At 48.9% G+C, this 25,814-nt stretch carries 20 protein-coding genes; 8 read left to right on the forward strand and 12 right to left on the reverse strand.

All coding sequences use genetic code 11. The features are described from left to right. Positions 1-10 precede the first annotated feature (10 nt). The 3 genes from IE181_RS14300 to IE181_RS14310 all read left to right on the forward strand — a co-directional run bounded on the left by IE181_RS14300 (position 11) and on the right by IE181_RS14310 (position 6,297). Positions 11-1,807, forward strand: a complete 1,797-nt coding sequence (locus IE181_RS14300; protein WP_191254075.1) for an autotransporter assembly complex protein TamA — start codon at positions 11-13, stop codon at positions 1,805-1,807. Continuing rightward, positions 1,804-5,745 (forward strand): translocation/assembly module TamB domain-containing protein, encoded by a 3,942-nt coding sequence (locus IE181_RS14305; protein ID WP_191254079.1) that lies wholly within the window; start codon positions 1,804-1,806, stop codon positions 5,743-5,745. The genes IE181_RS14300 and IE181_RS14305 overlap by 4 nt, the downstream gene beginning before the upstream one ends. A 126-nt stretch (positions 5,746-5,871) precedes the next feature. Then, on the forward strand, positions 5,872-6,297 hold the full coding sequence (locus IE181_RS14310; RefSeq protein WP_191254081.1) for an MFS transporter: 426 nt from the start codon (positions 5,872-5,874) through the stop codon (positions 6,295-6,297). 222 nt (positions 6,298-6,519) lie between these two features. On the opposite strand, the gene IE181_RS14315 is transcribed toward IE181_RS14310, so the two are convergent. Then, positions 6,520-6,744 (reverse strand): tautomerase family protein, encoded by a 225-nt coding sequence (locus tag IE181_RS14315; RefSeq protein WP_191254083.1) that lies wholly within the window; start codon positions 6,742-6,744, stop codon positions 6,520-6,522. A gap of 140 nt (positions 6,745-6,884) precedes the next feature. Between IE181_RS14315 and IE181_RS14320 the strand changes: the two genes are divergently transcribed. Next, entirely contained in the window at positions 6,885-8,489 is a 1,605-nt protein-coding gene (locus tag IE181_RS14320) for a winged helix-turn-helix domain-containing tetratricopeptide repeat protein (RefSeq protein ID WP_229819535.1), read from the forward strand. 140 nt (positions 8,490-8,629) lie between these two features. On the opposite strand, the gene IE181_RS14325 is transcribed toward IE181_RS14320, so the two are convergent. The 5 genes from IE181_RS14325 to IE181_RS14345 all read right to left on the reverse strand — a co-directional run bounded on the left by IE181_RS14325 (position 8,630) and on the right by IE181_RS14345 (position 11,629). After that, positions 8,630-9,298 carry an outer membrane protein gene (locus IE181_RS14325; RefSeq protein WP_191254087.1) on the reverse strand — a complete coding sequence of 223 codons (669 nt, stop codon included), beginning with the start codon at positions 9,296-9,298 and terminating at the stop codon, positions 8,630-8,632. A 554-nt stretch (positions 9,299-9,852) separates the two neighbouring features. Then, entirely contained in the window at positions 9,853-10,329 is a 477-nt protein-coding gene (locus IE181_RS14330) for a hypothetical protein (protein WP_191254089.1), read from the reverse strand. Positions 10,330-10,371: 42 nt separating this feature from the next. Beyond that, positions 10,372-10,815 (reverse strand): hypothetical protein, encoded by a 444-nt coding sequence (locus IE181_RS14335; RefSeq protein ID WP_191254091.1) that lies wholly within the window; start codon positions 10,813-10,815, stop codon positions 10,372-10,374. A 153-nt stretch (positions 10,816-10,968) separates the two neighbouring features. Beyond that, the gene (locus IE181_RS14340) at positions 10,969-11,376 is read right to left on the reverse strand and encodes a hypothetical protein (RefSeq protein ID WP_191254093.1); all 408 of its coding nucleotides are present in this window, start codon (positions 11,374-11,376) and stop codon (positions 10,969-10,971) included. Positions 11,377-11,401: 25 nt separating this feature from the next. Then, entirely contained in the window at positions 11,402-11,629 is a 228-nt protein-coding gene (locus IE181_RS14345; protein WP_191254095.1) for a hypothetical protein, read from the reverse strand. Between the two features lie 566 nt (positions 11,630-12,195). On the opposite strand from IE181_RS14345, the gene IE181_RS14350 reads away from it, so the two are divergent. The 3 genes from IE181_RS14350 (at position 12,196) to IE181_RS14360 (ending at position 18,903) form a co-directional block, all read left to right on the forward strand. Next, on the forward strand, positions 12,196-14,208 hold the full coding sequence (locus IE181_RS14350; RefSeq protein WP_229819469.1) for a BCCT family transporter: 2,013 nt from the start codon (positions 12,196-12,198) through the stop codon (positions 14,206-14,208). A gap of 86 nt (positions 14,209-14,294) precedes the next feature. Next, positions 14,295-16,838, forward strand: a complete 2,544-nt coding sequence (locus tag IE181_RS14355) for a TonB-dependent receptor (RefSeq protein WP_229819471.1) — start codon at positions 14,295-14,297, stop codon at positions 16,836-16,838. 70 nt (positions 16,839-16,908) lie between these two features. Next, positions 16,909-18,903: a tetratricopeptide repeat-containing sulfotransferase family protein gene (locus IE181_RS14360; protein WP_191254097.1), complete on the forward strand. Its 1,995-nt coding sequence runs from the start codon at positions 16,909-16,911 to the stop codon at positions 18,901-18,903. Between the two features lie 344 nt (positions 18,904-19,247). Here IE181_RS14360 and IE181_RS14365 read toward each other — a convergent pair whose 3' ends face one another. The 4 genes from IE181_RS14365 to IE181_RS14380 all read right to left on the reverse strand — a co-directional run bounded on the left by IE181_RS14365 (position 19,248) and on the right by IE181_RS14380 (position 22,569). Then, entirely contained in the window at positions 19,248-19,727 is a 480-nt protein-coding gene (locus tag IE181_RS14365) for a hypothetical protein (RefSeq protein ID WP_191254099.1), read from the reverse strand. 641 nt (positions 19,728-20,368) lie between these two features. After that, the gene (locus IE181_RS14370; protein ID WP_191254101.1) at positions 20,369-20,803 is read right to left on the reverse strand and encodes a hypothetical protein; all 435 of its coding nucleotides are present in this window, start codon (positions 20,801-20,803) and stop codon (positions 20,369-20,371) included. A 631-nt stretch (positions 20,804-21,434) separates the two neighbouring features. Then, complete coding sequence (locus tag IE181_RS14375; protein WP_191254103.1) at positions 21,435-22,067, reverse strand: hypothetical protein; 633 nt, start codon at positions 22,065-22,067, stop codon at positions 21,435-21,437. Position 22,068: 1 nt separating this feature from the next. Next, positions 22,069-22,569, reverse strand: a complete 501-nt coding sequence (locus IE181_RS14380) for a polymorphic toxin-type HINT domain-containing protein (protein ID WP_191254105.1) — start codon at positions 22,567-22,569, stop codon at positions 22,069-22,071. A gap of 858 nt (positions 22,570-23,427) precedes the next feature. Here IE181_RS14380 and IE181_RS14385 point away from each other — a divergent pair. Continuing rightward, positions 23,428-24,576 (forward strand): tyrosine-type recombinase/integrase, encoded by a 1,149-nt coding sequence (locus IE181_RS14385; RefSeq protein WP_191254107.1) that lies wholly within the window; start codon positions 23,428-23,430, stop codon positions 24,574-24,576. Positions 24,577-24,579: 3 nt separating this feature from the next. Here the strand turns inward: IE181_RS14385 and IE181_RS14390 are convergent, their stop codons facing one another. Together IE181_RS14390 and IE181_RS14395 are read right to left on the reverse strand one after the other, a co-directional pair. Next, positions 24,580-24,729, reverse strand: a complete 150-nt coding sequence (locus tag IE181_RS14390) for a hypothetical protein (protein ID WP_191254109.1) — start codon at positions 24,727-24,729, stop codon at positions 24,580-24,582. 236 nt (positions 24,730-24,965) lie between these two features. Next, positions 24,966-25,652, reverse strand: a complete 687-nt coding sequence (locus IE181_RS14395) for a DUF2971 domain-containing protein (protein ID WP_191254111.1) — start codon at positions 25,650-25,652, stop codon at positions 24,966-24,968. Positions 25,653-25,814: the final 162 nt, after the last annotated feature.

A 25,814-nucleotide genomic window follows, 5' to 3' on the forward strand; every position in this document is an offset into this window, starting at 1 on the left:
ACTTTGACCGATGCAGCGTATAGCCTATTTAACATTCTTCATTGTAACAGCGTTTATAGAGAGCGCTGCGGGCACGGTGCTGGCCAATGACTGTACCAGTGGTTGGCGTCTTGGCTACAGCCTGGACATACGTGACTTGCCAGAAAACACAGTATCGCTGCTACAATCTACCTCCTCCCTGCAGGAGCGGAACGGAAATTGTTTTCGCTCTCTCTCACGCCTTAGTAGCCTGATTGACCAGGATAAGGAACGCCTGGAACGCGTGCTGCGCAGTGAAGGTTACTATAGTGCCTTAATGGATAGCCGCATCCAGCGCGGGACAAGACGCGTGGATGTAACCTTGCTTATTTCTGCAGGACCCGTATTCACCATTGGTGACATCAACTTGATTACAGACGGCAGTATCGCGCCGTCACTGCAATCCAAATTGCAGCAACTGCTATCTGCAACCCTTTCGGGAAATAGCCCCGTTCAAGCCTTAAAGATTATCGGCGCGGAACAGGCACTGATTACACTATTACATGAAAATGGATACCCTTACGCCGACGCACTGGAACGGGATGTTATTATTGATCATGCATCACGCTCTGCCTCGGTTAACTTTAAGCTCAGGACCGGTCCAATCGTCCTGGCAGGACAAGTAAATTTCCAGGGACTGGTCAGAACGCAGGAACAATACCTTCAAAGGCTGGTGCCGTGGCAAAAGGGCGACATTCTGTTCAGGTCACATCTGATCACTTTCCAGCGCCGCTTGCAGGATACGGGGCTTTTCAGCCTGACGACCGTTGATTTAGGACCCGAGCCAAGCGCAGGACAACCGTCGAGTATTATTGTAACCGTCGAAGAAGTACCACATCGCCGCATCGAGGTTGGCGCAGGATATTCAACCGGCGAAGGTTTTGAAACAGAATTTGGCTGGCAAAACAAAAACCTGAATGGACGGGGACAGATACTGTCCGCCTATGCAAAAGTGGGAGAAAGCGAACAGTCGCTGGAAGGTAATTGGACTCTGCCGCACTTTCGCAAGTACGATCAAACGCTATTGCTGGACGGTAAGATAGGCCGGGAAGTCAGGCCCGCTTACGAAGCACGGTTTGCAGAAACCTATATTGGTCTGGAACGTAAATTCAACAAACGGATCAAAGCTTCCTTGGGTGCCGCGACCAAAACCACCGTTAACCAACAGGAAACGCTCGAAGACACTTTCTTCCTCGCGGGGCTGCCTCTCGGTTTTGCCTACGACAGCAGTGACAATCTTTTTGATCCATCTATGGGAACGCGCCTGACCCTGCGTGTTCAACCAACCATGTCTGTCATTGATGACAGATATTTTTTCCTGATCAATGAACTGAAAGCAACACACTACTGGAAACCGGCCGATGATAGCTGGCTGACGGTAGCTGCACGGGCGCGTCTGGGAAATATTGTTGGCCCAAATCTGGACAGACTACCCATCAGCGAGAGGTTTTTTGCCGGTGGTGGAGGATCTGTTCGCGGCTTTTCCTACCAACGCCTGGGGGACATTAGTGACAGTGGCACTCCACTTGGTGGTCGGTCAGTCGCAGAAGTTGCCCTTGAAGCCCGAACCCGGGTAAGCGAGCGCTTTGGGCTGGTCGGTTTTGTTGACGCCGGTAATGTCTATGCGGAACAATATCCTAAATTCAGCAATATCAGATGGGGCGTTGGTGTCGGTGTTCGCTATTTTACCGACTTTGCCCCAATTCGCCTGGATATAGCTACCCCGCTGAACCGCCGCGACGGTGAAAATAAAATCGCACTATATATCAGCATTGGACAAAGCTTTTGAGTAACCCGGAACATATCAAAAGCAAAATAACTGTCCGTGTGCTGAAATTTGCAGCCGGCATGATCATCAGCATGGTCGCATTGCTGATTGCAGCGTTTGTATGGATTGATAGCAATGCAGGGCATGCATGGCTGGCGCATCAGATTTCCGTTCAGTCTGACCAGCGCGGTCTGGACGTCACAGTGGAGAGCATTTCTGGCAGCGTATTTGACACAGTCGCCCTTAAAAACCTTACAGTCCGCGACAAAGAGGGGCAATGGCTGGACGCAAAACGGCTGGACGTGTCCTGGCGTCCCATAAAATTGGTATCTGGCAGGGTCGCACTTACATCCATCACCGTGTCCGAATTTACTATGACCCGCTTGCCCCATTTAGACGCAGTGGAGCCAAATACCACAGACCAGTCCGGTCACTTTCTATCCGATATTGCCGTTCAACTGGACCGGCTTGATGTTGACGCAACCATTCTGGACCAATCGGTCGCCATTGTTGGCGACAATCTGTATCTTGGGAATGACAAAGTCGGTGGCACACTTGCCGTCGCTACGCAAGAACAGGGCGACACGCTCACCGTCACTGTTGCAGACGAAAATGGTGCCTTTGTTGTCGATACCAATGTCACAGCACGTCCCGACGGCCTGATCACCGGCCTCCTTCAAACAAGTGTTGTACGCCCGGTCACCCTGAAGCTTCTTACCACGCTTAACCCTGACCCAAATGACATCTTGTCGAGCGCGCAGTACAGCCTGGCGGTTGAGGAAATCACCCTACCCGACCTTTCTATAGCGGGCTTTACCGCGGAGGGCACGACCAGCATCGGTGACAGCACCCTGAACGGCAGTGCAGCCATCATTATAGGCTCCGTTCAGGCAGGCGCTGAGAATTTTGACCGCATCAAAGCGCAAACACGCTTCACACTTCAGAAATCCGATTGGCACATATATGTGGACCAACTGGATGCTGATATCCTGACTGCCAGCAATCTTGCTCTGACAGGCAGCGACACGACAGTACAGTCAGCACAGGGCACACTTGACGTAGCAGGTATTCTTTCACGCTATGCCGGTGATAGTCAGCCTGTAGTATCAGCGACCTCCCTCCCAATACAGGTTCACGCCGCTAAAAATGCACCCTCGGATGGATATGACTTCACTGTCAAGGGACAGGCGGAAGGCTTGCAAATTGATCAAGCAGGCCTTGCCGCGATCATCGGGCATAGTCCTGTAGTTGATATTTCCGGCAGGTTCAATGCCTGCTGCAGTCTCGTTATCAATAGCAGCATCCTAAAAGCACAGAAAGCCACCCTGACCCTTCATGGCGAAACATCCCTGGATAAAGGCAACCTCCTCGTTGACAGCCAGATAAAAGGTGCCGCCCAACTATCGCTCGCCGCGGATGCCCTCCAGAGCCTGCAGGGTGCGCAGCTAAGTAGTGCCCTTATTCTGGACGCTGATCTTTCTGGCACCTTCGGGGCCCCGGAGGTGTATTTCCAGTCACAGCCGATTTCTGTCTCTGGCTACGGTATTGATCTAACCAACACCGCTGTCGCCCTTCGTTTAAGGCCCGGCACTGGTGACACACGCGCTGCCGGCGAAATCGCACTTGGGGGGGCGTCCCGCTGGGGCGACTTTATGCTTGAAAGCCCTGTCCGATTTGCTAATGGCCGTATAGGTGTTCCCGCAGTCAAGATTACAACCCCCATAGCGACCGGCACAGGGCGTGCAAGCTGGACAGATACGGACGGCATACAAAGCACACTGGATCTTGCGCTCACCCCCCTAGAGAATGACTTCGTGCAAGTGAAAGGCAGTGGGTCTTTATCCGCATCAGTAGATCAGACACCTGATAAGTCGATTTCCTTGAAAGCAGAGGTAATAGGCAATGACATTACATTGACACGGGCTGGGGGTTTTCCAATCAAGCTGGACAGCCTGAACGGCACGGCACATTGGAACGGTCAGGACCTGACAACCGATGTAACTCTGAATGCACTGACCTATGGCGCTAAATCCCTCTCCCACGTCACCATTCAGGGGAATACTGCCCAGTCAGCCCCCTTCAAAGCATCAGCTAAAGGTATTTGGGCACATGACTTTGCCGTTGAAGTACAATTCGCACCGGATGATCAGGGCGGCATCCTTAAAGGGTTTGGCAGCTTTGCTGGGGAGCCATTTGAAATCCGAGACCCGATCACAATCGCGCTACAAAGCGGCATAGAAATCAGCGCACCAAACTTCACATTTTCAACTGGCACTGTGTCCGCAGACCTGTCATGGGCAAATGAAAAACTAAGGACAGCACACATGGAAGTAAAAGACCTTCCAATGTCCACCGCGTATCTTTTGGGGCTGGCCCACATTGAAAAAGGGACGCTTGATGCAACCCTTGTGCTGGCGAACACCGAAACGGACACGCTGACCGGGTCATTAAATCTGGGCCTACGCGGTATAGAATTTCCGGTCACTAATCCACTGTTTGTACGCCCCAGCGTCAGTGGGGAACTTCAGGCAAACCTAAATGCAGACGGGCTTACCATATCCGGGAACATCCTGACAGACGACACGCCTGCCGGGTCGCTGGACGCGCACATTCCACTTTCTTTATCGCCCTCTCTGACTGCATATAAGATCAGTCCTGACATACCGCTGAGGACTGATTTCAAATGGGACGGCGCCATCGCGCCTTTGTGGTCCTTTGTCGCCGTGCCTGGCCATACTGTCTTTGGGCAACTTCAAGGGGCGCTTACGGTGTCCGGCCCGCTTAATGCACTTAAGTATGACGCTTCACTTTCCCTTGAAGAGGGTCACTATGAATACACCCCGCTTAATCTGGTGGTTGCGATTGAAGCCCTGACACTGACCGGATCGGAAAATGCCATCGCCCTGCGCGAGCTTAAAGCCACCGACGGCGAAGGCGGTCTAATGACGGGCCAGGGTGAATTCAGCCTGCACAAGGGCATTGCCCTACCAGGGCATCTGCGTCTGACGCTGCAAGATTTTCATCTAGCACGGCTGGAAACAATTGACGGTTTCGCTGATGCGGATATCACCTACAGCAGGAATGCCGCCGGTAACGCGCTTGACGGCAGCATCACAGTCAACCGCGCGACCTTCCAGATGCCAAAACAGTTGCCTGTCTCTGTCGTTGATCTGGAAGTGGAGGAAATCAACTTACCAATTTCGAAAAGTGCATCTGATACTGATATTTTTAACGCCTTTGACAAAAAGCGACAAACCACCCTTGATCTGGCCATTACCATTCCGCGGCGTCTGTATCTTAATGGTCGCGGGTTGCAAAGTGAATGGCGCGGCGCCTTGTCCCTGGGCGGCACGACGAACGATCCACGGCTCTTGGGACAATTATCGTTGGAGCAAGGACAATTCGCCTTTGGCAGCAAGAGCTTTGACCTGACCGAGGGGCGTGTCACATTCGCTGGCCAAAAAGGGTTCGACCCGTCCCTGCTCTTGTCAGCCAAATATCAGGACCGAAATATTATGGCGAACCTGTCCATCGCCGGACAGGCCTCCGCACCCCGGTATACGCTTAGTTCATCACCCTCCCTGCCAGAGGATGAAATCGTTGCGAGAGTGTTACTCGGGCGATCTGTATCTGAATTATCAGCACTGCAATTGGCAGAACTGGCATCCGCACTGAACGGCTTGCGTGGGGGCGGCTTTGACGGGCTGGGTAAAGTGCGGCGGCTGATTGGGCTTGACACTTTCTCTATCTCAGACAGTCAAACCGGGGATGGTCATGCGCTGATTACAGGCGGTAAATATCTGCACGACAATGTGTATCTGGAAGTCGAAACAACACCAGCCAGCAGTGAAACTGCCACCCGGCTAAAAATAAATCTTACCAAACGGCTGCTACTGCAAACCGAAATGGGCCCGCGGCAGGATAACAGCCTGTATTTAAAATGGTTCTGGGATTATTAGATCTTCTGCTTCTGCTCCCCAAAAATGCCAACATTCATCCGATAATTCCTGTCTTTTCCAATCGATATTGACCAGACAGCAGAACAATTATAGAACACCTCCATATTTACTTGAAAGAATACAATTATGACGATGTTTCGCGCAGCATTGGTGCTTGGACTTTTATCTGCCGTAGGCCCATTTGCGATTGATATGTACCTTCCGGCAATGCCCGCGATTGCAGAAGACCTGCGGGTAGACGCCGCCGCAGTACAATTAACGCTGACTGTTTATTTTATCTTATTTGGAATTGCTCAACTTTTCTATGGCCCTTGGGCTGATCAGGTTGGTCGGAAAATTCCCATATATTTTGGCGTTGGTATTTTTAGTGTCGCCTCTATCGGATGCGCATGGGCTCCGACGCTTGATTGGCTCGTGGCATTTCGTGCACTCCAGGGTATCGGCGGCGCGGTACCCATGGTTGCCGCTATAACCCTTTGCGCGCTCCTGTCGCTGATTATTTCAATTCCGACCCTGCGTGCCTTGCAGCCCGCCAGCAATAAACCTGCCTAAGACAGATTTAATATATCTTCAGTCAGGGAATAGTCATCAATGCTGTCGTGCAGTCTAATATTCAGCTATTAGCTACGTTATAAGTGTCTAGTCTATTAGATAGATACGACATTTGCTGAATAGCAATAGACGAAGAAACCGCCATCACAGGCGGTTTCTGTCTTTTCAACATGTGCAAAAGGCACCTGCCTTATTCCGCAAATGCCTTCTTTGCTTAGGTCTTCAGGCGGCTTTTTCGCCTGCCATGGCATGCACATCGGCCGCCCCTAGTCGCTGCCCGCCGATGGCCCAGTCACCTTGCTCCACTTCCATGACCCGAACCCATGTTACAGGCCGCATGGCTTCCCCTTCAACGGCAATCATGGCTTCTGTAACATTGCTGATCAATTCGTGTTTCTGCTCATCCGAAAAAACACCTTTGATAACGTCTATTGTAACGAGTGGCATTGTAGATCTCCTTTATGAATAATATTTGCCAGTTCCGATGATCAAAAGATATCAGCCACAATGCCCCCATGCTTGACATTGGCATGAAGAAGTGTGATTTTTTATGTATTTTATGGGGATAGGGGGCACGTTTGAACGAAGTGCGCCGTAAAACATACTGTTTTGACCGCTTTGAAGTAGACCTGACCCGGTTTGAACTGCGACAGGACGGCGAACGCGCCCATATAGAACCTCAGGTTCTGTCCCTTCTTATTTTGCTGCTGGAAAACCGCGATAAAATGGTCACCAAGGATGAGGTGATTGACGAAGTCTGGGATGGCCGCATTGTTTCAGAAACGGCCGTCGCAAGCAGACTGAAGGCCGCACGCAAAGCCATTGGCGATAATGGCAAGGACCAATTGCTGATCAAAACCATTCACGGCAGAGGGTTTCGCTTCATCGGTGAGGTTACGGAAAAACTCACATCTCCACCGCAAACGCTTACCTCCCCCACCGCAGTATCAATGCCGATACCCGATCAGTCCTTCATGCCAGCCCCTATCCAGAACTGGGATGAAGGCGGCAGACCATCCATCGCAGTCTTACCATTCGTCTACACCGGCGAGCCACACCCCCACCAGGTTATTGCAGACGCCCTGCCCGCCGATATTATTATGGATTTATCCCGGCTGCACTGGCTGTTCGTGATTGCCCGTGGATCAAGTTTCCGTTTTCGCGGCGCTGATACCGACCCCCAAACAATCGGCACTGCCCTGAAAGTCAGATACTGCCTGATGGGTACAATTGAAGTGTCCTCTCAGACTGTCCATATCGGAGTCAGCCTGGTTGACACAAATACCAGTGAAACAGTCTGGTCAGATAAATATACCGGTGCCCTGTCAGAGCTGCAGCAAATGCGGCCAGATATAGAAGCCAGCATTGTCTCCAGCCTTGAACAGCGCATTCCTCAGCACGAGGTCAAACTTGCCAGAAGCAAACCCGCTACTGAACTGGATGCCTGGGCCAGCTTTCATCTGGGTTTTGATCATATGTACCGTTTCACGCGGGAAGACAATGCGGTCGCTGCGGAGCTTTTCCAACACTCCTTGAAACTTGATCCCTATTTCACCCGGTCGCTCGCCGGGCTGTCTTTCACCCATTTTCAAAAAGCCTTCCTTCGTCTTGCACCAGATACACAGGCGGAACTGGATGCAGCACGTACCCTGGCCCATCAGGCACTGGACAGTGACAGACTGGATCCATTTGCCCATTTCAGTGTGGGGCGCAGCTGCTGGCTAGATGGGGAACTGCAGGACGCGGTGCAGTGGTTCGACAGTGCAACCGCTCTCAGCCCCAGTTTTGCACAAGGGCGCTATAATCGTGGGCTTGTAAACGTTATGGCGGGCAAACCCGTGGAAGCAGATACCGACCTTGCTGTGGCCCTGTCACTTAGCCCCCTTGACCCACTTGCCTATGCTATGGTGTCCAGCAGGTCTCTGGTGCAACTGCAATTGAATGAGTATGAGCAGGCGGCTCATTTCGCAGAAAAGGCGGCGCGCATGCCAGGGGCGCATAGGCATATTGAACTCATTGCCGCTCTAACCGCCCACCTTGTCGGCCGCTCAGACGATGCACAGCGGTGGATTTCAAAAGCCAGGCAAAGCGATCCTGACCTGAATGCCGTCACTTTCTTTCAGGCATTCCCTTTTGCACAGACCAAGTCCCGTGAACTGATTGAACGCACCTTAAAGGATATGGGGCTTTAATTAGACTGGTACGCCCTGAGTATGGGGTACATTCGGACAGCACAGGCAACCAGACCATCCCACAAATTATCGGGGATGGCCGGCCACTGTAATAATGGTATGCATCGGCTGGAAATGTATAACCGCTGCACTGAAAACTATTAGAAGGAGTAGTTGATACCAAGACGCAGGGCATTGTGGTCCAGGTAGTTTTTATTGACAAAACCACCAACAACATCTGGATTTGGCGTGAACTTGACATCGCTTGTAATGCGGTACTCCCCAATAAGGGAGATTTTGTCCGTCATCTGAAGTTCCGCACCAAAACCGTAAGTGAAAGCAGTTTCAGTTTCAGATAGTTCCTGCATTGGTGGGGCGAACGTGTAGCCTGTGTCATTATCAAAATCGAGTGCCGTGATACCCGCAAGCGCATAAAGCGCGAATTTTTCAGTAATGTCATAGCCCAGACGCAGGTCGGCACCATAGGTGGCATCCAGCTCCACAGTGCTCCGAAGCATCCCGTTCAGGCTTTCGGTAGTCGCGTTTTCAAAGGAATAAAAACCCTCAAGCGCAACAAAAACATCGTTTGTAACGTGCGTTTTGTACCCAACACCAAGACGCAGGCCAACATCGGTTTTGTCTACATTGCTGCTGATGCTTGGCGAGTCTGCCGAACCCGTATTACGGTTAATGGAATGTCCCAGTTCGGTTGCAGTGATACTGCCTGACACATAAAAGCCATCGTCCGCCGCAGACGTCTGAGAAAGGGCCACAACAGAGGAGGAGATAGCGAGAGTTACTGCCGCTTTTTGGAAAATATTTCTGATCATTATAAGAGTTTCCTTTGGAAATTTTTTGGTTGTTTAAAACACGCCAAACCTATGGAAATCTTTGGTAAACTGCTAATCACATAGAGGTAAAATATCGCGAGCAATTTCTCACAAATGCTTGAAGAAACTTTACTTTTTTTGCTGGTCGCGAATGCGTGCATCCTGATTATGGCAGTACAGCAGGCTAGCAGTATGACCGGATCAGCGATTGCCACAGAGGGGCCGTGAGTAACTTGTTAGTAAAGAAAGGGGAAAGGGGAAAGTGGTATGTTGCAGACAGCCGTCGCCACATCCGTGCGCACCAAAATACGGGCAGCCGCAAGAGTGACACCGCACCCACATAGACCCTGTGGTTCCTCTATACCCAGTGGGCGCACCAAAAGCTCACCGCAGAACTGGATACGATTGACCTGCGAGCCGCTTACCCTGAGCTAAATGGCACGCCATAACCCGAGCGAACGCACCAGACAGCGCGCCGTAGTGAGCGAGATAAAAAAGGCTCCCTGCGGTAAGCAGAGAGCCATATGACCGATCAGTGGTTTTCAATAATTAACTTAATCCTCTGGCAAAGACCTACTCAATTCAGAATACACCCCTTTTTGTGGAGAGTAACTATGTACCATGTCCTTTGATCTATCAAAAAACATAAACAGGTCATCGTCATTTTCATAAGCATCCAAATCAGATTCGAGCCTAATTGAGATATTGTTATCAAACATAAATTGTGAAGATTGATCTGCTACATCCACATCTATATCGATTAACTTTGAACCAACCAAACCATTTAAAACATCTTCATAAAGACGGTCATCGGTTTCATCACAATCCAAAACTCTCTTATCGTCCTGATAAATCTCCCAATCACTGAGATAAACCCAAAGCAAAAAAGCTGCTCTGAGGGCTGTAGCCCCCCTTTCAGAACGGGAAACTACAAAATCTATTAAAAGAAAGCTCCCCACTCCCCTTTTTGCCTCAATCACTTCTAAGCCTAAAGGAAAGGGAACATTGCATATAGCCTTTATCGAACTCATTTATTTTTGTCCTCTGCAATATCCTTAATTTCATTATAAGGCTTATTCTGGCCGGTTATTTCCTCGTGTTCCTCTCGCTTGCATATCTCCACCTTTAGCGTCCTGTGACCGCTGCTTCTCTTGAGCACGACGTTCCTTAGCCTTTAACTTCTTACAGTTATGAACAAGAACATTCAGTTCACCGACAAAGTAAGTATGGAAGTCCGCTACAGTTAAGTTATAGGTACCGTCTGTTCTGCTAGTATTCCGTACTGCCGTAATTGTGAGAACATTCTGCTTGGCATCCTGCACCTGCTGTTTGGTGCGATCACCCTCTCCCGCTTTCTTGTCATAATGTACTTTTCGACGCCCGTCTTTACCTTTAGCTTTCTCGACTTGCTTGGCTTTCCATTTGGCGTAATCCTCAGAAGCAGGTTCTACATAGTCTGGATCACCATGTTTCTCTTCATTTCTTTTTTTCTTCATTCGGCTTAATCGGCTCATCATCAAAACATACTTTGGAGCGCACTGTCCACATGGAACGTCGCCCTCACCTGCGGGGTCGAGGCCCCATGAAACGCCAGCGAGGTACGGCGGGACAAAGCGTCATAGCTGAAAGTCAGAGCAACGTGCGATATCAACAAGCCTCAGTTATCAAAGCTATGTCAATCGCAGCATCAACCAAGCAATAAATGAGGCTAATAAGGCGTACATATAAATTGATGCAATTTCGACCCAAACTGAAACATCACCAAGAATATCTACATATTTTGCAAGGAGAAACACGGTAGATATGAATGATCCAGTAAGAATACCTGATAATAAGTAGATCAAAATACCGGGATTGAATGCTTGTACTAACCACCGCAAGAGTGGTAAAAACAGCGTCAAATACAGTGTCGTGATCAGTATATATAAAACTAATGGACTAGGGAAAATCCAAAATCCTAGCATGTTCCATTTTGAAGCAGTGCTCCAAATCAATATTGTAAGTATTGCTCCATGCAAGGCGCTTGCAAAGACACTTGAAAACACTCCACTGAAAGAAGGTCGTTGTCTATTTTTCATCATGAGTTTCCATGGCTCCCAAGAATTAACAACCATTTCCAGAAGAAGTAATCGCCGCCCCAGACGCAGCAATACCACCTGCAGCGTTTATCTTCGAATTAGTTCTCGACGCAGCATTAATAACAGCCGCTTCTGAACCATTGTATTTGTTTAACATCTGTTGATAGGAATAGTTTCGTGGATGGGGTCTTCCCAAACCACTGAATCTTCCTTTCAGGAAATTACGGAAATTAACAGCTTGCTGACCACTCATGCCCGTATAGCCTTAGAGGTTTGGCGGTTCGTTTTACTCTCGCGCCTCCTTCACTTCATGCGGGTTTTATTGTCCTCATAGCCGATCGGGTCGGCTTGTTTGGACCCTCCAAGAGAGGCATGATAGTAGCGCGCCCAGTGGTAGTAAAGACACAATCTAATATCGCTCTAAGTGCTGCAGGTAATAAAACTTCCTTAGCCTCTCAAACAACAAAACCCTTCCTGTGTAGACTGGAAGGGTCTGATGGATTTGCTAAGCAAATCAAGTTGGTTGCGGGAGCATGCATTACTCTTGTTTTACCCAGGTAATGCAGTGGGATAAATGCACACAATGAATATGCTGCCATACTTTTTAGTCAGTTCGGGACTTATAGAAAAATGAGTGTCGAATAAAAATCTCAAACCTTTGACGCAGCCCCTGCGCCTGATGCCTCAGAATAACGCTTCAGTGAAGACAATTGCATTCACACTGAAAACCTGCATATTCATTTCAATACGAATATTAAGAACTGAAATAAATTTGACCTGAAATCATCTCCAGTTTTCAGCACCCAGAGGGAGAGTTTTGTGAATCAAGTAAAAAACCCACTGGAAGACAAGTTGCGGTGGGGTGTCTTACCGCCGGTCTTTTTCCCTTCTGCTATTTTGGTCATGCTGATCGTCACGGGCGTAATTTTTAACCCTGAAACCTCAGATAGTTTCTTCTCAGCGCTTAACGTCTGGGTGACTACCCGGTTCGGCTGGTTTTATTCCCTGAGTGTAGTTATCTTCATGGTGGTTTGCCTTACCATTGCGCTTTCGCAGTTTGGTAATATTCGACTGGGCGCTGACCACGAAAAACCACAATTCAGCTTCCTGAGCTGGGTAGCCATGCTGTTTTCAGCAGGCATGGGCATTGGTCTGTTATTCTTTTCAGTTGGTGAACCTGTAACCCATTATTCCAAACCGCCCCTACCGCAAGATACACATTACGAGCTGGCACAACAGGCAATGGATGTAACTTTCCTGCATTGGGGCCTGCACGGCTGGGCAGTCTATGCAATCATTGGACTTTGCCTTGCCTATTTTGGTTTCCGCCATAATCTGCCACTGACTATCAGATCTGCCCTTTACCCCATTATTGGCGACCGCATCTATGGCCCGATTGGCCATATAGTGGATATTTTCGCCGTGCTGGGTACACTCTTTGGTGTGGCTACCTCGCTTGGCTTTGGTGTCAGTCAGATTAACTCAGGCATGAACTTTCTCTTCGGAGTTCCGGTATCAGACCTGGTGAAAATGGGGCTGATCGCAGCGATTACAGCCATGGCTACTGCCTCTGTTGTTTCAGGCCTGGACAAAGGCATCAGACGCCTTTCGGAACTAAACTTAATTCTGGCCGTATGCCTGCTGGCGTTCGTTGTCGTACTAGGCCCAACACTGGTTATTTTTTCCAGCTTCGCAGAAAATTTGGGCAACTATGCAAGTGTCATCATTGATCGCGGCTTAATGGTTGGCGCCTATGCAGAGGACGATACATGGATCAACAATTGGACCATATTTTACTGGGGATGGTGGATTAGCTGGTCGCCATTTGTGGGTATGTTCATTGCCCGCATCTCTCGGGGGCGTACTATTCGCGAATTTATTCTGGGCGTTCTGATTGTGCCGACCCTGCTTGTCTTCTTCTGGATGACCAGCTTTGGCAACACTGCGCTTGATATGATAGCGGGCGGTTACACTGAACTTCCTGCACTGGTTAAAGACAATATGCCAGTAGCGCTATTTGTCTTCCTTGATCAGTTACCCCTATCCTTTATTACATCCTTTTTTGCGATGACGCTCGTGATTACCTTTTTTGTCACGTCCTCTGATAGTGGATCCCTCGTTATCGACATCATTACTGCAGGCGGGAATATTCATGCCCCTAAATGGCAGCGGATATTCTGGGCCATAGCCGAGGGGCTTGTTGGCGCAACCTTACTCGCCGCGGGCGGACTTGGCGCGCTGCAAGCAGCAACAGTTGCAACCGCCCTGCCCTTCACTGTGGTCATTCTTTTTTCAATTGGCGGCTTGCTGCGCGGACTGTCGATGGAATACCGTAAAGCACAGGGCGCAGAGGCCGCGGCTGACATTGTTGGCGGGGGCGTGAATATGCCGTGGAAACTCCGGCTGCACTCAATTCTCGCCCACCCATCAAAAGCGAAAGTCGAAGACTTTATCACCAGAATTGCACGTCCAGCCTTGCATGATGTAATGCGGGAAATAGAGGCGCAGGACACTTCTGCCGAAGCCTTCCTCGCAGACGACAGTGCCGATCTAATAATCACCCATCAGGGTGAGCCGTCCTTCCGGCTCGCCATTAAGCCGGTTCCTCACAAAGCACCGGTTTTCGCCATGGCGACTGCGACGGGTAACGATAGTGGAGCTGACGAGCAATACTACCGAGCCGAGGTGTTCCTGAGCGATGGTGGGCAGAACTATGACATATACGGCTACAGCCACGAGCAGGTTATTCACGAAGTGCTAAATCATTATAACCGACATATGCACTATCTGAACCTTTCCAGAGCCCATCCAAGTCACCTGGAGAAGGAATAGTTTGAATTCAAAGCATCCCTCATCTATGAATAGAGTGCAGAATAGAAATTTTAAATGTACTCAAAAGAAAAAATCAGGGAAAAAAGATGCCACTGAAAAGAAAGCTATCGGAAACGCGCTTTAATCTTTTATCGTCTGTTGCAACCACGACATTTGCAATCACAGCCATTACCGCACCTAGCATGGCTGCCCCGGCAGAGGGTGGGCTTGAAGAAATTGTCGTTACGGCAACAAAGCGTTCAGCAAGCATGCAGGATGTACCTGTTGCAGTAACAGCCATGTCTGAAACAACAATCGACCAAATGAATGTGGATGTCTTCACAGACTATTTGATGCAACTACCCGGTGTATCATCCGGTGGCGCAGGCCCGGGACAAGGAACAATCTACATTCGCGGCATGGCGTCGACGACACCAAACCTGACTACTGCAGGCGTTGCTGGCCTTGCACCTAATGTTGCCCTGTATCTGGATGAACAGCCCGTGACCCAGGTTGGCCGAAACCTTGATGTTTATGCAGCTGACCTTAACCGGATTGAAGTTCTGCCTGGGTCTCAGGGGACTTTATTCGGTGCCAGTTCGCAGGCGGGAACAATTCGCCTGATAACCAACAAGCCGAACCTGAACGAATTTTCAGGCCGGGTTAGTGGCGGCATCTCTTTCACTGAAGGTGGTGAAATGAGCGAAAAAATCGAAGCAATGATCAACTATCCGATCATTGAAGATAAATTTGCCGTTCGCGGGGTAATGTTTGTTGATAACCAAGGCGGCTATATCGACAATGTAGCAGGCACCAGATCTGCTTCTGAAAGTGCGCGCTTCGCGGGCAGCGTAATGCGCCCTAATGGGACCATGACGTCTCCGGGCTTTCAGGCTGGCTCTGATCTGTCTGGTGTAAACTTCCTTGAGGCACGCAACGAAGCTCTTGTTGAGAAAGATTTCAATGATGCGTCTTATACAGGCTTCCGCGTCAGCGCCCTTTATGACGTTAATGAAGACTGGACGGTGGATGTCATGCATATGCGCCAACGCATCGACACAGACGGCGTCTTCTTCATTGATCCTGAGCTTGATGACAGTGATGACCTGTCCGTACAGCGGTTTTCCCCCGACGAAACAGAGGATGAGTTTGATAATACAGCTCTGACTTTGACAGGGAAAATTGGTGCCCTCGAAATGGTATATGCCGGTGCATATCTGAACCGCGATACCGACCAGATTGTTGACTATACAGATTATATGTTTGTGGGTCAGTATCTGCCTTATTATATCTGTGATGCGGCTGTGACATACCCGGGCGACGCTGCGCCATCCGGCACATGTCAGGCGCCAAACCTATATGTCGCCAGCGAAACAGAAACCGAGGTATGGACGCATGAGCTCCGGTTCACCACCCCCGAAGAGCACCCCTTGCGGGCAACTTTCGGCGGGTTCTATAGCGATCAGACTTTGGTGGAACGTAATGACTTTACATATCCCGGTTCCACAAACGTGATCGGATATACGCCTGATCAGATCGGCTTCCCACAGAATGGTGCCTTGCCTGGTTCCTCAGTCAGTGACCCTTCTGTCAGACCGCCGGGTGTTATTTTCTTCAATGACATTACCCGGACGGACAAACAAAAGGGCTTGTTCGGCGAATTGACATACGATGTGACAGAGGCATTATCTTTAACGTTTGGTGCACGGTGGCACGATGTTGATGTGCGCCTGAAAGGGAGTGCCAACTCTTCCTTCTTCAACCTTTTCTACGGATATGATGCCGATTTCTTCGGAACTAACCTTGATGAACAGTTTGACGGTACACAGGTAATCAACGGCGTCGAGGTCCCTAAAGGGGCTGAAGCAAAAGGCTGGGTTTTCAAGGGAAATGTCTCCTATCAACCTAATGACGATACTCTTGTTTATTTCACCTATTCAGAAGGTTTCCGCCCAGGATTGCCTAACCGTCCAGCTGGTGCTGGTGGCGGGGCTGTACCGGCTGTTGTACGCACGGATGAAGTCACAAATTATGAATTCGGCTGGAAACTTGATCTGTTTGATAACAGTGTCCGGTTCAACGGCTCAGCATTCCTTATCGACGTAAAAGATCTGCAAACCACGATTTTTGACCCGACAGTCACCAACCTCTTCTTCTCGGATAATGCTGCGAACGCAGAAATCAAAGGTATAGAGGGCGATATCACCTGGGCACCAGCGTCTGTACCAGGGTTGACCGTATCTGGTGCGTTTTCCATTCTCGACACAGAGATCAAAGAGCTTGTCGGCGCGTCTGTTGCCATTGCCGGCCCGGGCGAAGATCTATCATACGCCCCAAGCTTCCAGGGTAACCTCCGCGCACGGTATGAATGGGACTGGAAATCAGACTGGATCGCACACGTTCAGCCTTCTCTGGCATACTCTGCATCCAGTTACAGTGATATTGTCCTGATCAACCGCGCCAAACAGGACAGCTACGTCATGATGGGGCTTGCCGTTGGTGTTACAAACTCCAAATATAGCTTTGAGATTTTTGGAGAGAATTTGACCGACGAACGCGCTCAGCTGAATAATAACCTAGTCTTCGATAGGGAACGGATTGCAATCAATCGTCCAAGGACGATCGGTGTCCGGTTCGGCGTGGACTTCTAACGACTTTCAAGTAAGCTTAGCAAAAGGCGCTGCTGTTAGTGGCGCCTTTTTAGTGAACAAGGACAATATGATGGCGTCATCCCCAGATAAAGACACCTTGCAGGAAGGCATCGTATCAGCCCAGAAAGCACTGATGGCCGGTGACTTGGTTAGATCTGAAGAATATATCAAGCATGTCTTAAAGGCTGCCCCTGACACTCCGGACGCACTTTATATCCTCGCCGTTTTAAAACGCTTCCAAAAAGACTTCAACGCATCAGAGCAAACTCTTAAACATCTGCTTACCCTTGCGCCGGATTTCGCCCGTGCATATCAGGAATTAGGGCATTTATATCGTGATCAGGGCCGGAAAAGTGACGCAATTAACGCATACAGGCAAGCAACATTCACCAACCCGGCACTCGTCCCCAGCTGGAAAGAGTTGATCACCCTTCTGAAAGGCATTCAAAACACGGAAGAAGCAGCCCAGGCAAAATTGCAGATGGACCGCATCACCACCCTGCCCAAGGAATTATTGGCCACCACTAATTACCTGTATGAAGGGAAAATCAATAAGGCTGAGAAATATTGCCGCGCTTACCTTCGCAAGCACCCTGAAGATACCGAAGGAATGCGATTACTCGCAGAAATTGCCAATCGCTACGGTATACTGGATGAAGCTGACTTTCTGCTTGCCTCTGCTCTCGACTTTGACCCCGGTAATACACAAGTCCGGTTAGACTATATCCAGATACTTCGCAAACGCCAAAAGTTCTCCGAAGCTGTCAATCAGGCAAAGTATTTGTCTGAAAAACACCCCGACAACCCGGTTTTCCTGTCTCATCTTGCTATTCAGACCATGCAAACCGGCGATTATGAACAGGCTCTTGCTCTGTTTGATCATATCCTGAAAATACTGCCCAATGATGTTGCCACACATACTTCACGCGGGCATGCGCTAAAAACCCTGGGCCGACAGGAAGACGCGGTGGAAGCATATCACCGTGCAATCACATACGGCCCCGCACACGGTGATGCCTGGTACGGATTGGCGAACCTGAAGACGTACCGTTTTACAGCCGACGAAATATCTGCGATGGAAACAGCGCTCGCATCAGGCATGATGCCTGCTGCCAGTCGTATTCAACTGCATTTCGCGCTTGGCAAAGCCTATGAAGATGCGAAAGGTTTTGACGCAGCCTTCAAGCATTATGATCGGGGTAATTCGCTGAAACGGGCACAAAGCCGCTATGATCCCGACCAGATGCAGGCAGAATTTGATGCGCAGAAAACCTCCTGCGACCAAGCCTTGTTTGCTGCACATAAGAACAATGGCTGTCCTGCACCAGACCCGATTTTCATAGTTGGTCTGCCCCGCGCAGGCTCCACCCTGCTGGAACAAATTCTTGCAAGCCACAGTCAGGTTGACGGCACGATGGAATTACCGAATATCCTCACGCTTGCGCATTCCCTGCGCAGCAGACTGCCACTGGATCACCCGGACGGCTATCCAGCCAGACTAAAATCTCTTTCATCTGACGATCTAAAAGCGTTCGGTGAAACCTATCTGGCAGAAACACAGCAGCACCGCCACGGCGCGCCTTTCTTCACCGATAAAATGCCAAATAACTTTCGCCATATTGGCCTGATCAAACTGATCCTGCCGAATGCCAGGATCATTGATGCGCGGCGTAACCCAATGGACTGCTGCTTTAGCGGGTATAAACAATTGTTTGCCGAAGGGCAGGAATTCACCTACTGCCTGGAAAGTATCGGCCGCTACTATCGCGGCTATGTCGACCTGATGGACCACTGGGACAAGATACTGCCCGGCGAAATACTACGTGTCCAGCACGAAGATGTAATCATGGATCTGGAGACCCAGGTACGCCGTATCCTTGATTTCTGCGGCCTGCCGTTTGAACAGGCCTGTGTGGACTTCCACCAGACCAAGCGTGCGGTCAAAACCGCCAGCTCTGAACAGGTACGCCAGAAAATTAACACCAAGGGCATGGATAAATGGAAGCCGTTCGAACAACAGCTTTCGCCGCTGAAGGCAGCTCTTGGTTATCTGGGAACAGAATAAGAGTTGAAGAAGCTAGCTGGCACAGCTTTGCATCCCTGGCCGTTAGTCAGGGGCTAAGCCTACCGATGATCGGAAAACTCCTGGGGCATTCGCAGGTTCAGACAACAGCGCGATATGCTCACCTGCAGGACACGGCCTTACAGCAGGCGAGCATTATGATTGGCTCAGCTATTGCCACTAAGGGGCCATGAGCAACTTGTTAGTAAAGCAGCAGCGCTGCGGTTCGGTGGGTAGGAAGATTGATGGCAAGACGGGGCTCAGATCACCCCACCACGCGAGGGCAAAAAACAAGGCTCCCAATCAACCTTGGGAGCCTCGCGAAGTATGAGCGGGAATATCAACCATTATTCAAGGACTTCAGAGTAATCAAAAAACTCAATCAGAGAGACGGCAACTAACTCTATATCTGCTTCCCGATAGGTACCGTCCTTATTCTCAGAATCATGCGGCACACGAACAATTGCGCTTCCTTGTTCATCATCTGATACTTTCAAGAAATAGGGGTCACCTGAACCTTCGAGACATTTCAGCAGAGGTAAATAACCTAGACCTACCACAGAGCGCCCCGGATAACATTTAAGCGCTTCCTCACATATTTCTTCCGCCGTCATCCACTGCATCTCTCCTCCCATACCGGAGGCATCAGCGTCTTCGTCTAATGAAAACTCTACGCCAATTACATTGTGCCTCTTCAGCGCCGCTATCAACCATGCGGGTAAAAGAGTATTAGGCAAAAGTGATTGTAATAACCGTTCATCTTGGTGGGACAGACAGACACCAGATAGCTGCGAACTTATTTGCTCAAGCTTTTCCATCATATTCATCGTTCTGACCATACCTTTGATAGAGGACTATTTTCTTTGGTAAAATACGACCAACCAGGTCGCACTTCAATACTCAGTCACGTAAACTCCTGGCCACGAACATAGAGGCTTGCCATAACGCCTGAGCAAAAGCTTATCGCGAAGGCGAAGCATGTCTCAGCTCTGTGTATACTCTATAAGTAACTGAATCTTATGCATACGACCAATAATGTAGACACCCCTGCTCACAGGGCGCTTACACCCCTAACATCCTGAATCTAATGAATGAAAATCATGTACATCCGTGCACCGGGTGTGTTCCAAAATTACGCGTATACATTACGCACATGAGCACCCAACAAGGGCGGCAATAAAATGGCCCCTGGCAAAAACCGGGGGCCAATTCTATTATTTTGTAAGCTTTGCCTCATCAATGAGAAAGCGTCTATACCGATATATCAGATAGCCTGAATAAGTTGCCATCGACAGAATTGGTACAGATGCCCAGAGAACACTGAACCTCAGAAGATAATGAAGCAAGGCAACTCCGATCAAACTCGCGATAACCAGCACCGCAATTGCATAAATAAGGCGCGAATACGCTTTGATCGCTCCCCCTAACATTTCTCCTCCAAAGAACAAGCTGCTTTCTGTTGTGCATCCTAGATCGCTCCCGCATTAGCAGCAACAACTGCTTGAGTCTGAGCAATGGTCGTCTGAGCTTGACCACGGACACCCGTAACAACAACCCCCGAAGCCTCTGGAATAGTTGCCTGCACCACTTTCACGATGGCTCCTTCAGCAGCCCCGCCAACACCGCCAGTGACCGCGCCGATAGTTGCGGCTTCAACAACCTCGCCAACGTCAAAACCATTTCCGGTAATCGCCTGATTGGTTTGCAAGCCAGTTTCAGCAACCGCCGACGCTGTCGCACCTGCCGTGGCACCTTGACCAACTTTCTGGGCGACACTTACTGTACGCGCCGAACTCAACGCACGTGCGCCTTTCAGCGCAAGGTTTCCAACACGTGCGCCGACACCAACACCCAGGGGCCCGCTACCAGCAGCTATTCCAACCCGGGCAATAGCCTCACCCACTCCGACATCGCCTTCGGTAGCGATTATAGCAACTTCAATACCCGCATTTACTATTGTCCCAATAGCATTGAGAAGGATTTTACCCGTAGGATCGGTATTATTGACGGGATCATTTCGTGTATAGCCATAGAGGTTTGGCGGTTCGTTTTACTCTCGCGCCTCCTTCACATTGTTGCGGGTTTTATTGTCCTCATAGCCGATCGGGTCGGTTTGTAAGAACCGTCCAAGGGAGGCATGATAGTAGCGCGCCCTCTAGTAGTAAAGCCACAATTACTGATCAACGTCATGCCAAAGTGCAGCCCCCACAAAAGCGACACTGCGCCCACATGGACCCTATGGTTCCACTATACCCAGCGGGCCCACAGAAAGCTCACTGTCGAACTGGATACGATTGACCTGCGAGCTGCTTACCCTATGCTAAACAGCACGTCATAACCCGAGCGAACTCGCCCCAAATAGCACCGTAATAAGCGATGGGCAGGCAGAACACTGCGCTCAGGTGTGTCATGAAGATTAATGGCAAAATGAGGCTCAGATAATGGCCTCACACCGGACACTAAAAAGGCTCCCGATCCATACCAGGAGCCTTGCGGTAAGTGAGTGATCAAGTAATGTGTCCTCGGAATTCCTTTTACTCTGACATCATCGTCTCTGAGGATGTAGCAACACAGAACATTCTGATATTCGGCTTATTGTGTTCGAACTTTACGGAAAAGACACCTCCTACGCCACCCTGAGGAACAATGCTAATTGAACCTATGTCAATATTTTTCTTAAGAAGTTCGACCTGATCATCACTAAGCTCATTCCACCAAACATCTCCGTTATGCAAAAAGGTTGAAATTGCCGATCCAAGCGACACTGCCTCACACTGAGAAATAAAAGTACCCCCCTCCACATCTATATATGATGTAAACAATGTATTCGGCTGATACTCCTCATTTACTGATTTCACAGGTGAAGGATTTAGAAAAATACTTACAACGATCAACTCATCATTAATTGTTGTTGAATAACACCAAGCATTTTTTAAACCCTCCAAGGCGACTATTGCTGTAGCAAACATTTCGTCCCCATAAAAGTGTCGCCGATCTGATACATCCAAACCTAAACTTGTCCAATCTCCTTTCTGAACCCAATCATTAACTGCTGCCGATAACGAAGTAGACCGTATTTGGGAAACACTCAAGCATGCCATACTAGACGCAGACTCAGGGGATTTTTCCGCAATTATTGTAAAGCATTTTCCCACGTTTTCCTTCACGCTACTTCTTATCCTTCATGCTATGATTTTCACTGATTTCGTTAACTTTATTAGTCTCATGCTTCACTTCGGCTTCAGCCTTTTTCAGGGCTTTCTTATCCTCCTTGGTTTTATTTGGTTTGGCTTTAAGCTGATCTCGTCTTTTCGTAGCATCATCTAATCTCGCTTGGGCTGCGGCGACACGATCATCGTTCCTTTTTTGCCCGTTTTTTCCGCCATTCGTAGACTTCTTACCACAGTTGTGAACCAGGACGTTGAACTCGCCAACAAAGTAGGTATGGAAATCTGCAACGGTTAGATTGTAAGTGCCATCTTTCCGTTCTGTATTACGAACTGAAGTGACCACCAGCACGCGCTGCTCGTCGTCTTCAACCCGCATTCCAAAAGCTAGTTCGTCGGTACGTTTCCAACCCTGACCATCGACCCACCAAGGATGCTCATCGATTGTCTCAAACGTCTCGGTTTCGCCCGCTTCATTCTGAACTGTCAGTTCCCAGATCACGAAGTGCAGCGCAGTGTAGACGCGCAGAGCGCAGCGACACCGTCAAACCGTCTCCCTCAAGGAGGCATGATTGTAGCGCGCCCAGTGGTGGTAAAGACACAATCTATTATTGCCCTAAGTGCTGCAGGCCATAAAACTTCCTTAGCCTCTCAAACGACAAAACCCTTCCAGCATGCGCTGGAAGGGTCTGAGGATTTGGCAAAGCAAATCAAGTTGGTTGCGGGAGTAGGATTTACCGTTGCGGGCTCTTCGCGCTCCTCACGTTGCCGTTGACCGAACCTTGTACGGTTCAAAGCTTCTAACACAGCGCATATAAGTAAAAAGCGCCCCGTTAGGGACGCTTTTTACTTATTGGTTGCGGGAGTAGGATTAGTCTCGCCACTCCGTGTCTCGTCAGCTTCGCAAAGAACCTTTGGTAAAACAAGGCTTTGGCCTGTTTTACGAGGTGTAAAATCCTATCTTCCAGTAACAAAGTTAAAGGGCCGGGCCCCGTATGGGGTCCGACCCTTTAAATTGGTTGCGGGAGTAGGATTTACCGTTGCGGGCGCTTCGCGCTCCTCACGTTGCCGTTGGCCGAACCTTGTACGGTTCAAAGCTTCTAACACAGCGCATATAAGTAAAAAGCGCCCCGTTAGGGACGCTTTTTACTTATTGGTTGCGGGAGTAGGATTTGAACCTACGACCTTCAGGTTATGAGGTAGTTTTATATCCTTACGTCTAGTTACGCTATCTTCCCATAAATATACTTATACTACTGTTTTAATTGACTTTATATTAATACCTCTTTACCTCTCATTACGCACAAGGTCGCTGCTATTCGCCCCCTTATGCTCCCCTATTGTTCCCTTGCGAGGTTTTATGAAGCTTACAAAACGTGTGATTGACGCCCTGGAGATCAAAGACAAGAAGTATGTCGCCTGGGATGATGAAGTATCTAAGTTTGGGTGTGTTGTGTACCCCACTGGCAAAAAGACATTCATGATTCAGTATCGGGACAAAGACGGCAGAACAAGGAAGTATACCCTTGGCCCATTTGGAACCCTAACCGTCGATCAGGCCCGCAACATGGCACGGGAAAAGCTGGTAGACGTACTGAAAGGTGGCAACCCTGCCCTTGATAAAAGAGCAGAAGCCCTTGCGCCTACGGTTGAAGAATTTTGCGACACCTTTATGGACGACTATGCCAGGAAAAAGGTCAAAGACAGCACGCTGAAAGAATATCAGCGCTGTGTTGATAAATTCATCAAGCCCGAGCTTGGCAAACGCAAGCTGAAAGATATAACAAAGGCTGATATCCTTAAACTGCATGAAAAACATGGGGGTATTCCTTACCAGGCTAACCGCACACGCGGCGTTCTTTCCAAAATGTTTAACTATGCCGAAGATCTGGAACTTAGACCCGACAACAGCAATCCGGTATTGAAAGTCAAACCCTACCCTGAGAAGAAGCGGGATCGGTATCTATCACCGGAAGAACTGAAAGCACTAGGGAAGGCGCTGAAGTCATGTGAAGAGACGGGAACCGAAAGCCCCTATATGATTGCAGCTATTAAGCTTCTTATCCTGACAGGATGCCGTCTTGGTGAAATCCAGACCCTGAAGTGGGACTATATACGCGGCAATGCCTTCTTCCTGCCTGACAGCAAAACAGGCGCTAAAAAGGTCTATGTAGGCCAGCCCGCCTTAGAAGTGTTAGCGGGCATAGAGCGCCTAGAGGGCAACCCTTACGTGATATGCGGCGCCAAAGAAGGCCAGTATTTGACGGACTTTCAAAAGCCGTGGCGGCGCATACGGAAAAAGGCAGGCTTGGACAAAGTACGCATTCACGATTTGCGCCATACCTATGCATCTGTGGCTGTAAACAGCAAAGAAAGCCTACAAATGACAGGGAAACTTCTTGGCCACAGCAACACAGCAACGACTGAACGCTATGCCCACCTTGCAGATGACCCTGCGCATCAAGCAGCGGATAGAGTATCGGGGCTGATTGGGGAAGCGATGGGTTAACGATTAGTTTTTGCATCCATTTTTATCACAGGTAATACGCTCATGCGAATTTACCCAATGGTCAGGGTTTTTTCTGGTATCAAAACCACAACCAGTCATTCCTCCCTTTGTACCCTTATGCACTTCTCTTGTAGGTGTATGCTTTACAGCCATGCTTCTCTCCCATAATAGCTCAATATCTCATTAAGAGCAATAATACTACCATAGATAATTAGATAGTACTAGACAGAACTATTTGCACCAATCAGGTGTCTTCCTCGCCTTAAATGGATTGAGATCAAGGTGGTAAGATCTTTGATTTTCAGAAAAGAAGCATCAGATAAAGTCTTCTGGCCATAGGTAATCGAAAAATGAAAAACTAACTGCTCAAGACGAACAAGACTGCCTATCTATTTCCAACACTTTCCGTTTTGGTTTTTAACTATTTTGAATTGCTTGAATGCTGGCCGAACTTTAAATGTTTTTACACCTGATTTAAGGTCACCTAAAACATCATCTAGCTGGTTCCTTGTCACCTTGCTTTTACAACCGACAATTACTTCCTTTAGCACCATATTATCTTCAAAATCCGTAAAATAGTGCTTTTCACCTTGAAGACGCTGATCTAAATTCACAAATGCTCGCCACTCTCTCTCATAAGACCAATGTGAATATTTAGTGCAAAGACATTTCCGGAACTCTCTCACAAGCAAGTTTTGTTGATCTTCTGGGTAATCATCAAAGTTCGTTAAGTTAAGAATTTGATCATATGGAAAAACCACTCTATGGTCCTGGTAATTTACTTTCATCAATGTGTGATCGGGCACATCAAACCCCAAACAAATTCCTTTATGCTTATCTGCGTAATGACTCCAAATTACTGGATTATCCCATCCTTCACTAAAGCAAATAAGACCGTTTTCTTGCGCAACCTGCTCGATTGTTTCTTTAAACTTCGTTCGAGTATATTTGTCGCTCATATCGAAGGCCAGCAAATCAAAGGGGTCGTTCAAGTCTAACATGTTTGATATTTTAAGCCTTCGTTCCTCGATAGACTTTAAACCATAATCTGCATCTAAAAATCTGTATAATCGCATGTAACCCCCGTTTTATTGTGTGCCTACGGCTTTATCCACTCCCCATTGCGTCACCCTAAACCGAAAAGAAGCAAATATAAACAACACTCCTTTGCATCAAACCTCCAGACTGCTAGAGCTAAAAGCCTGTAGCAATCAGAGACTTGGGGGATACTACGATGG

It is taken from the genome of Kordiimonas sediminis (genome assembly GCF_014656395.1).
Taxonomy (GTDB): Bacteria; Pseudomonadota; Alphaproteobacteria; order Sphingomonadales; family Kordiimonadaceae; genus Kordiimonas_A; species Kordiimonas_A sediminis.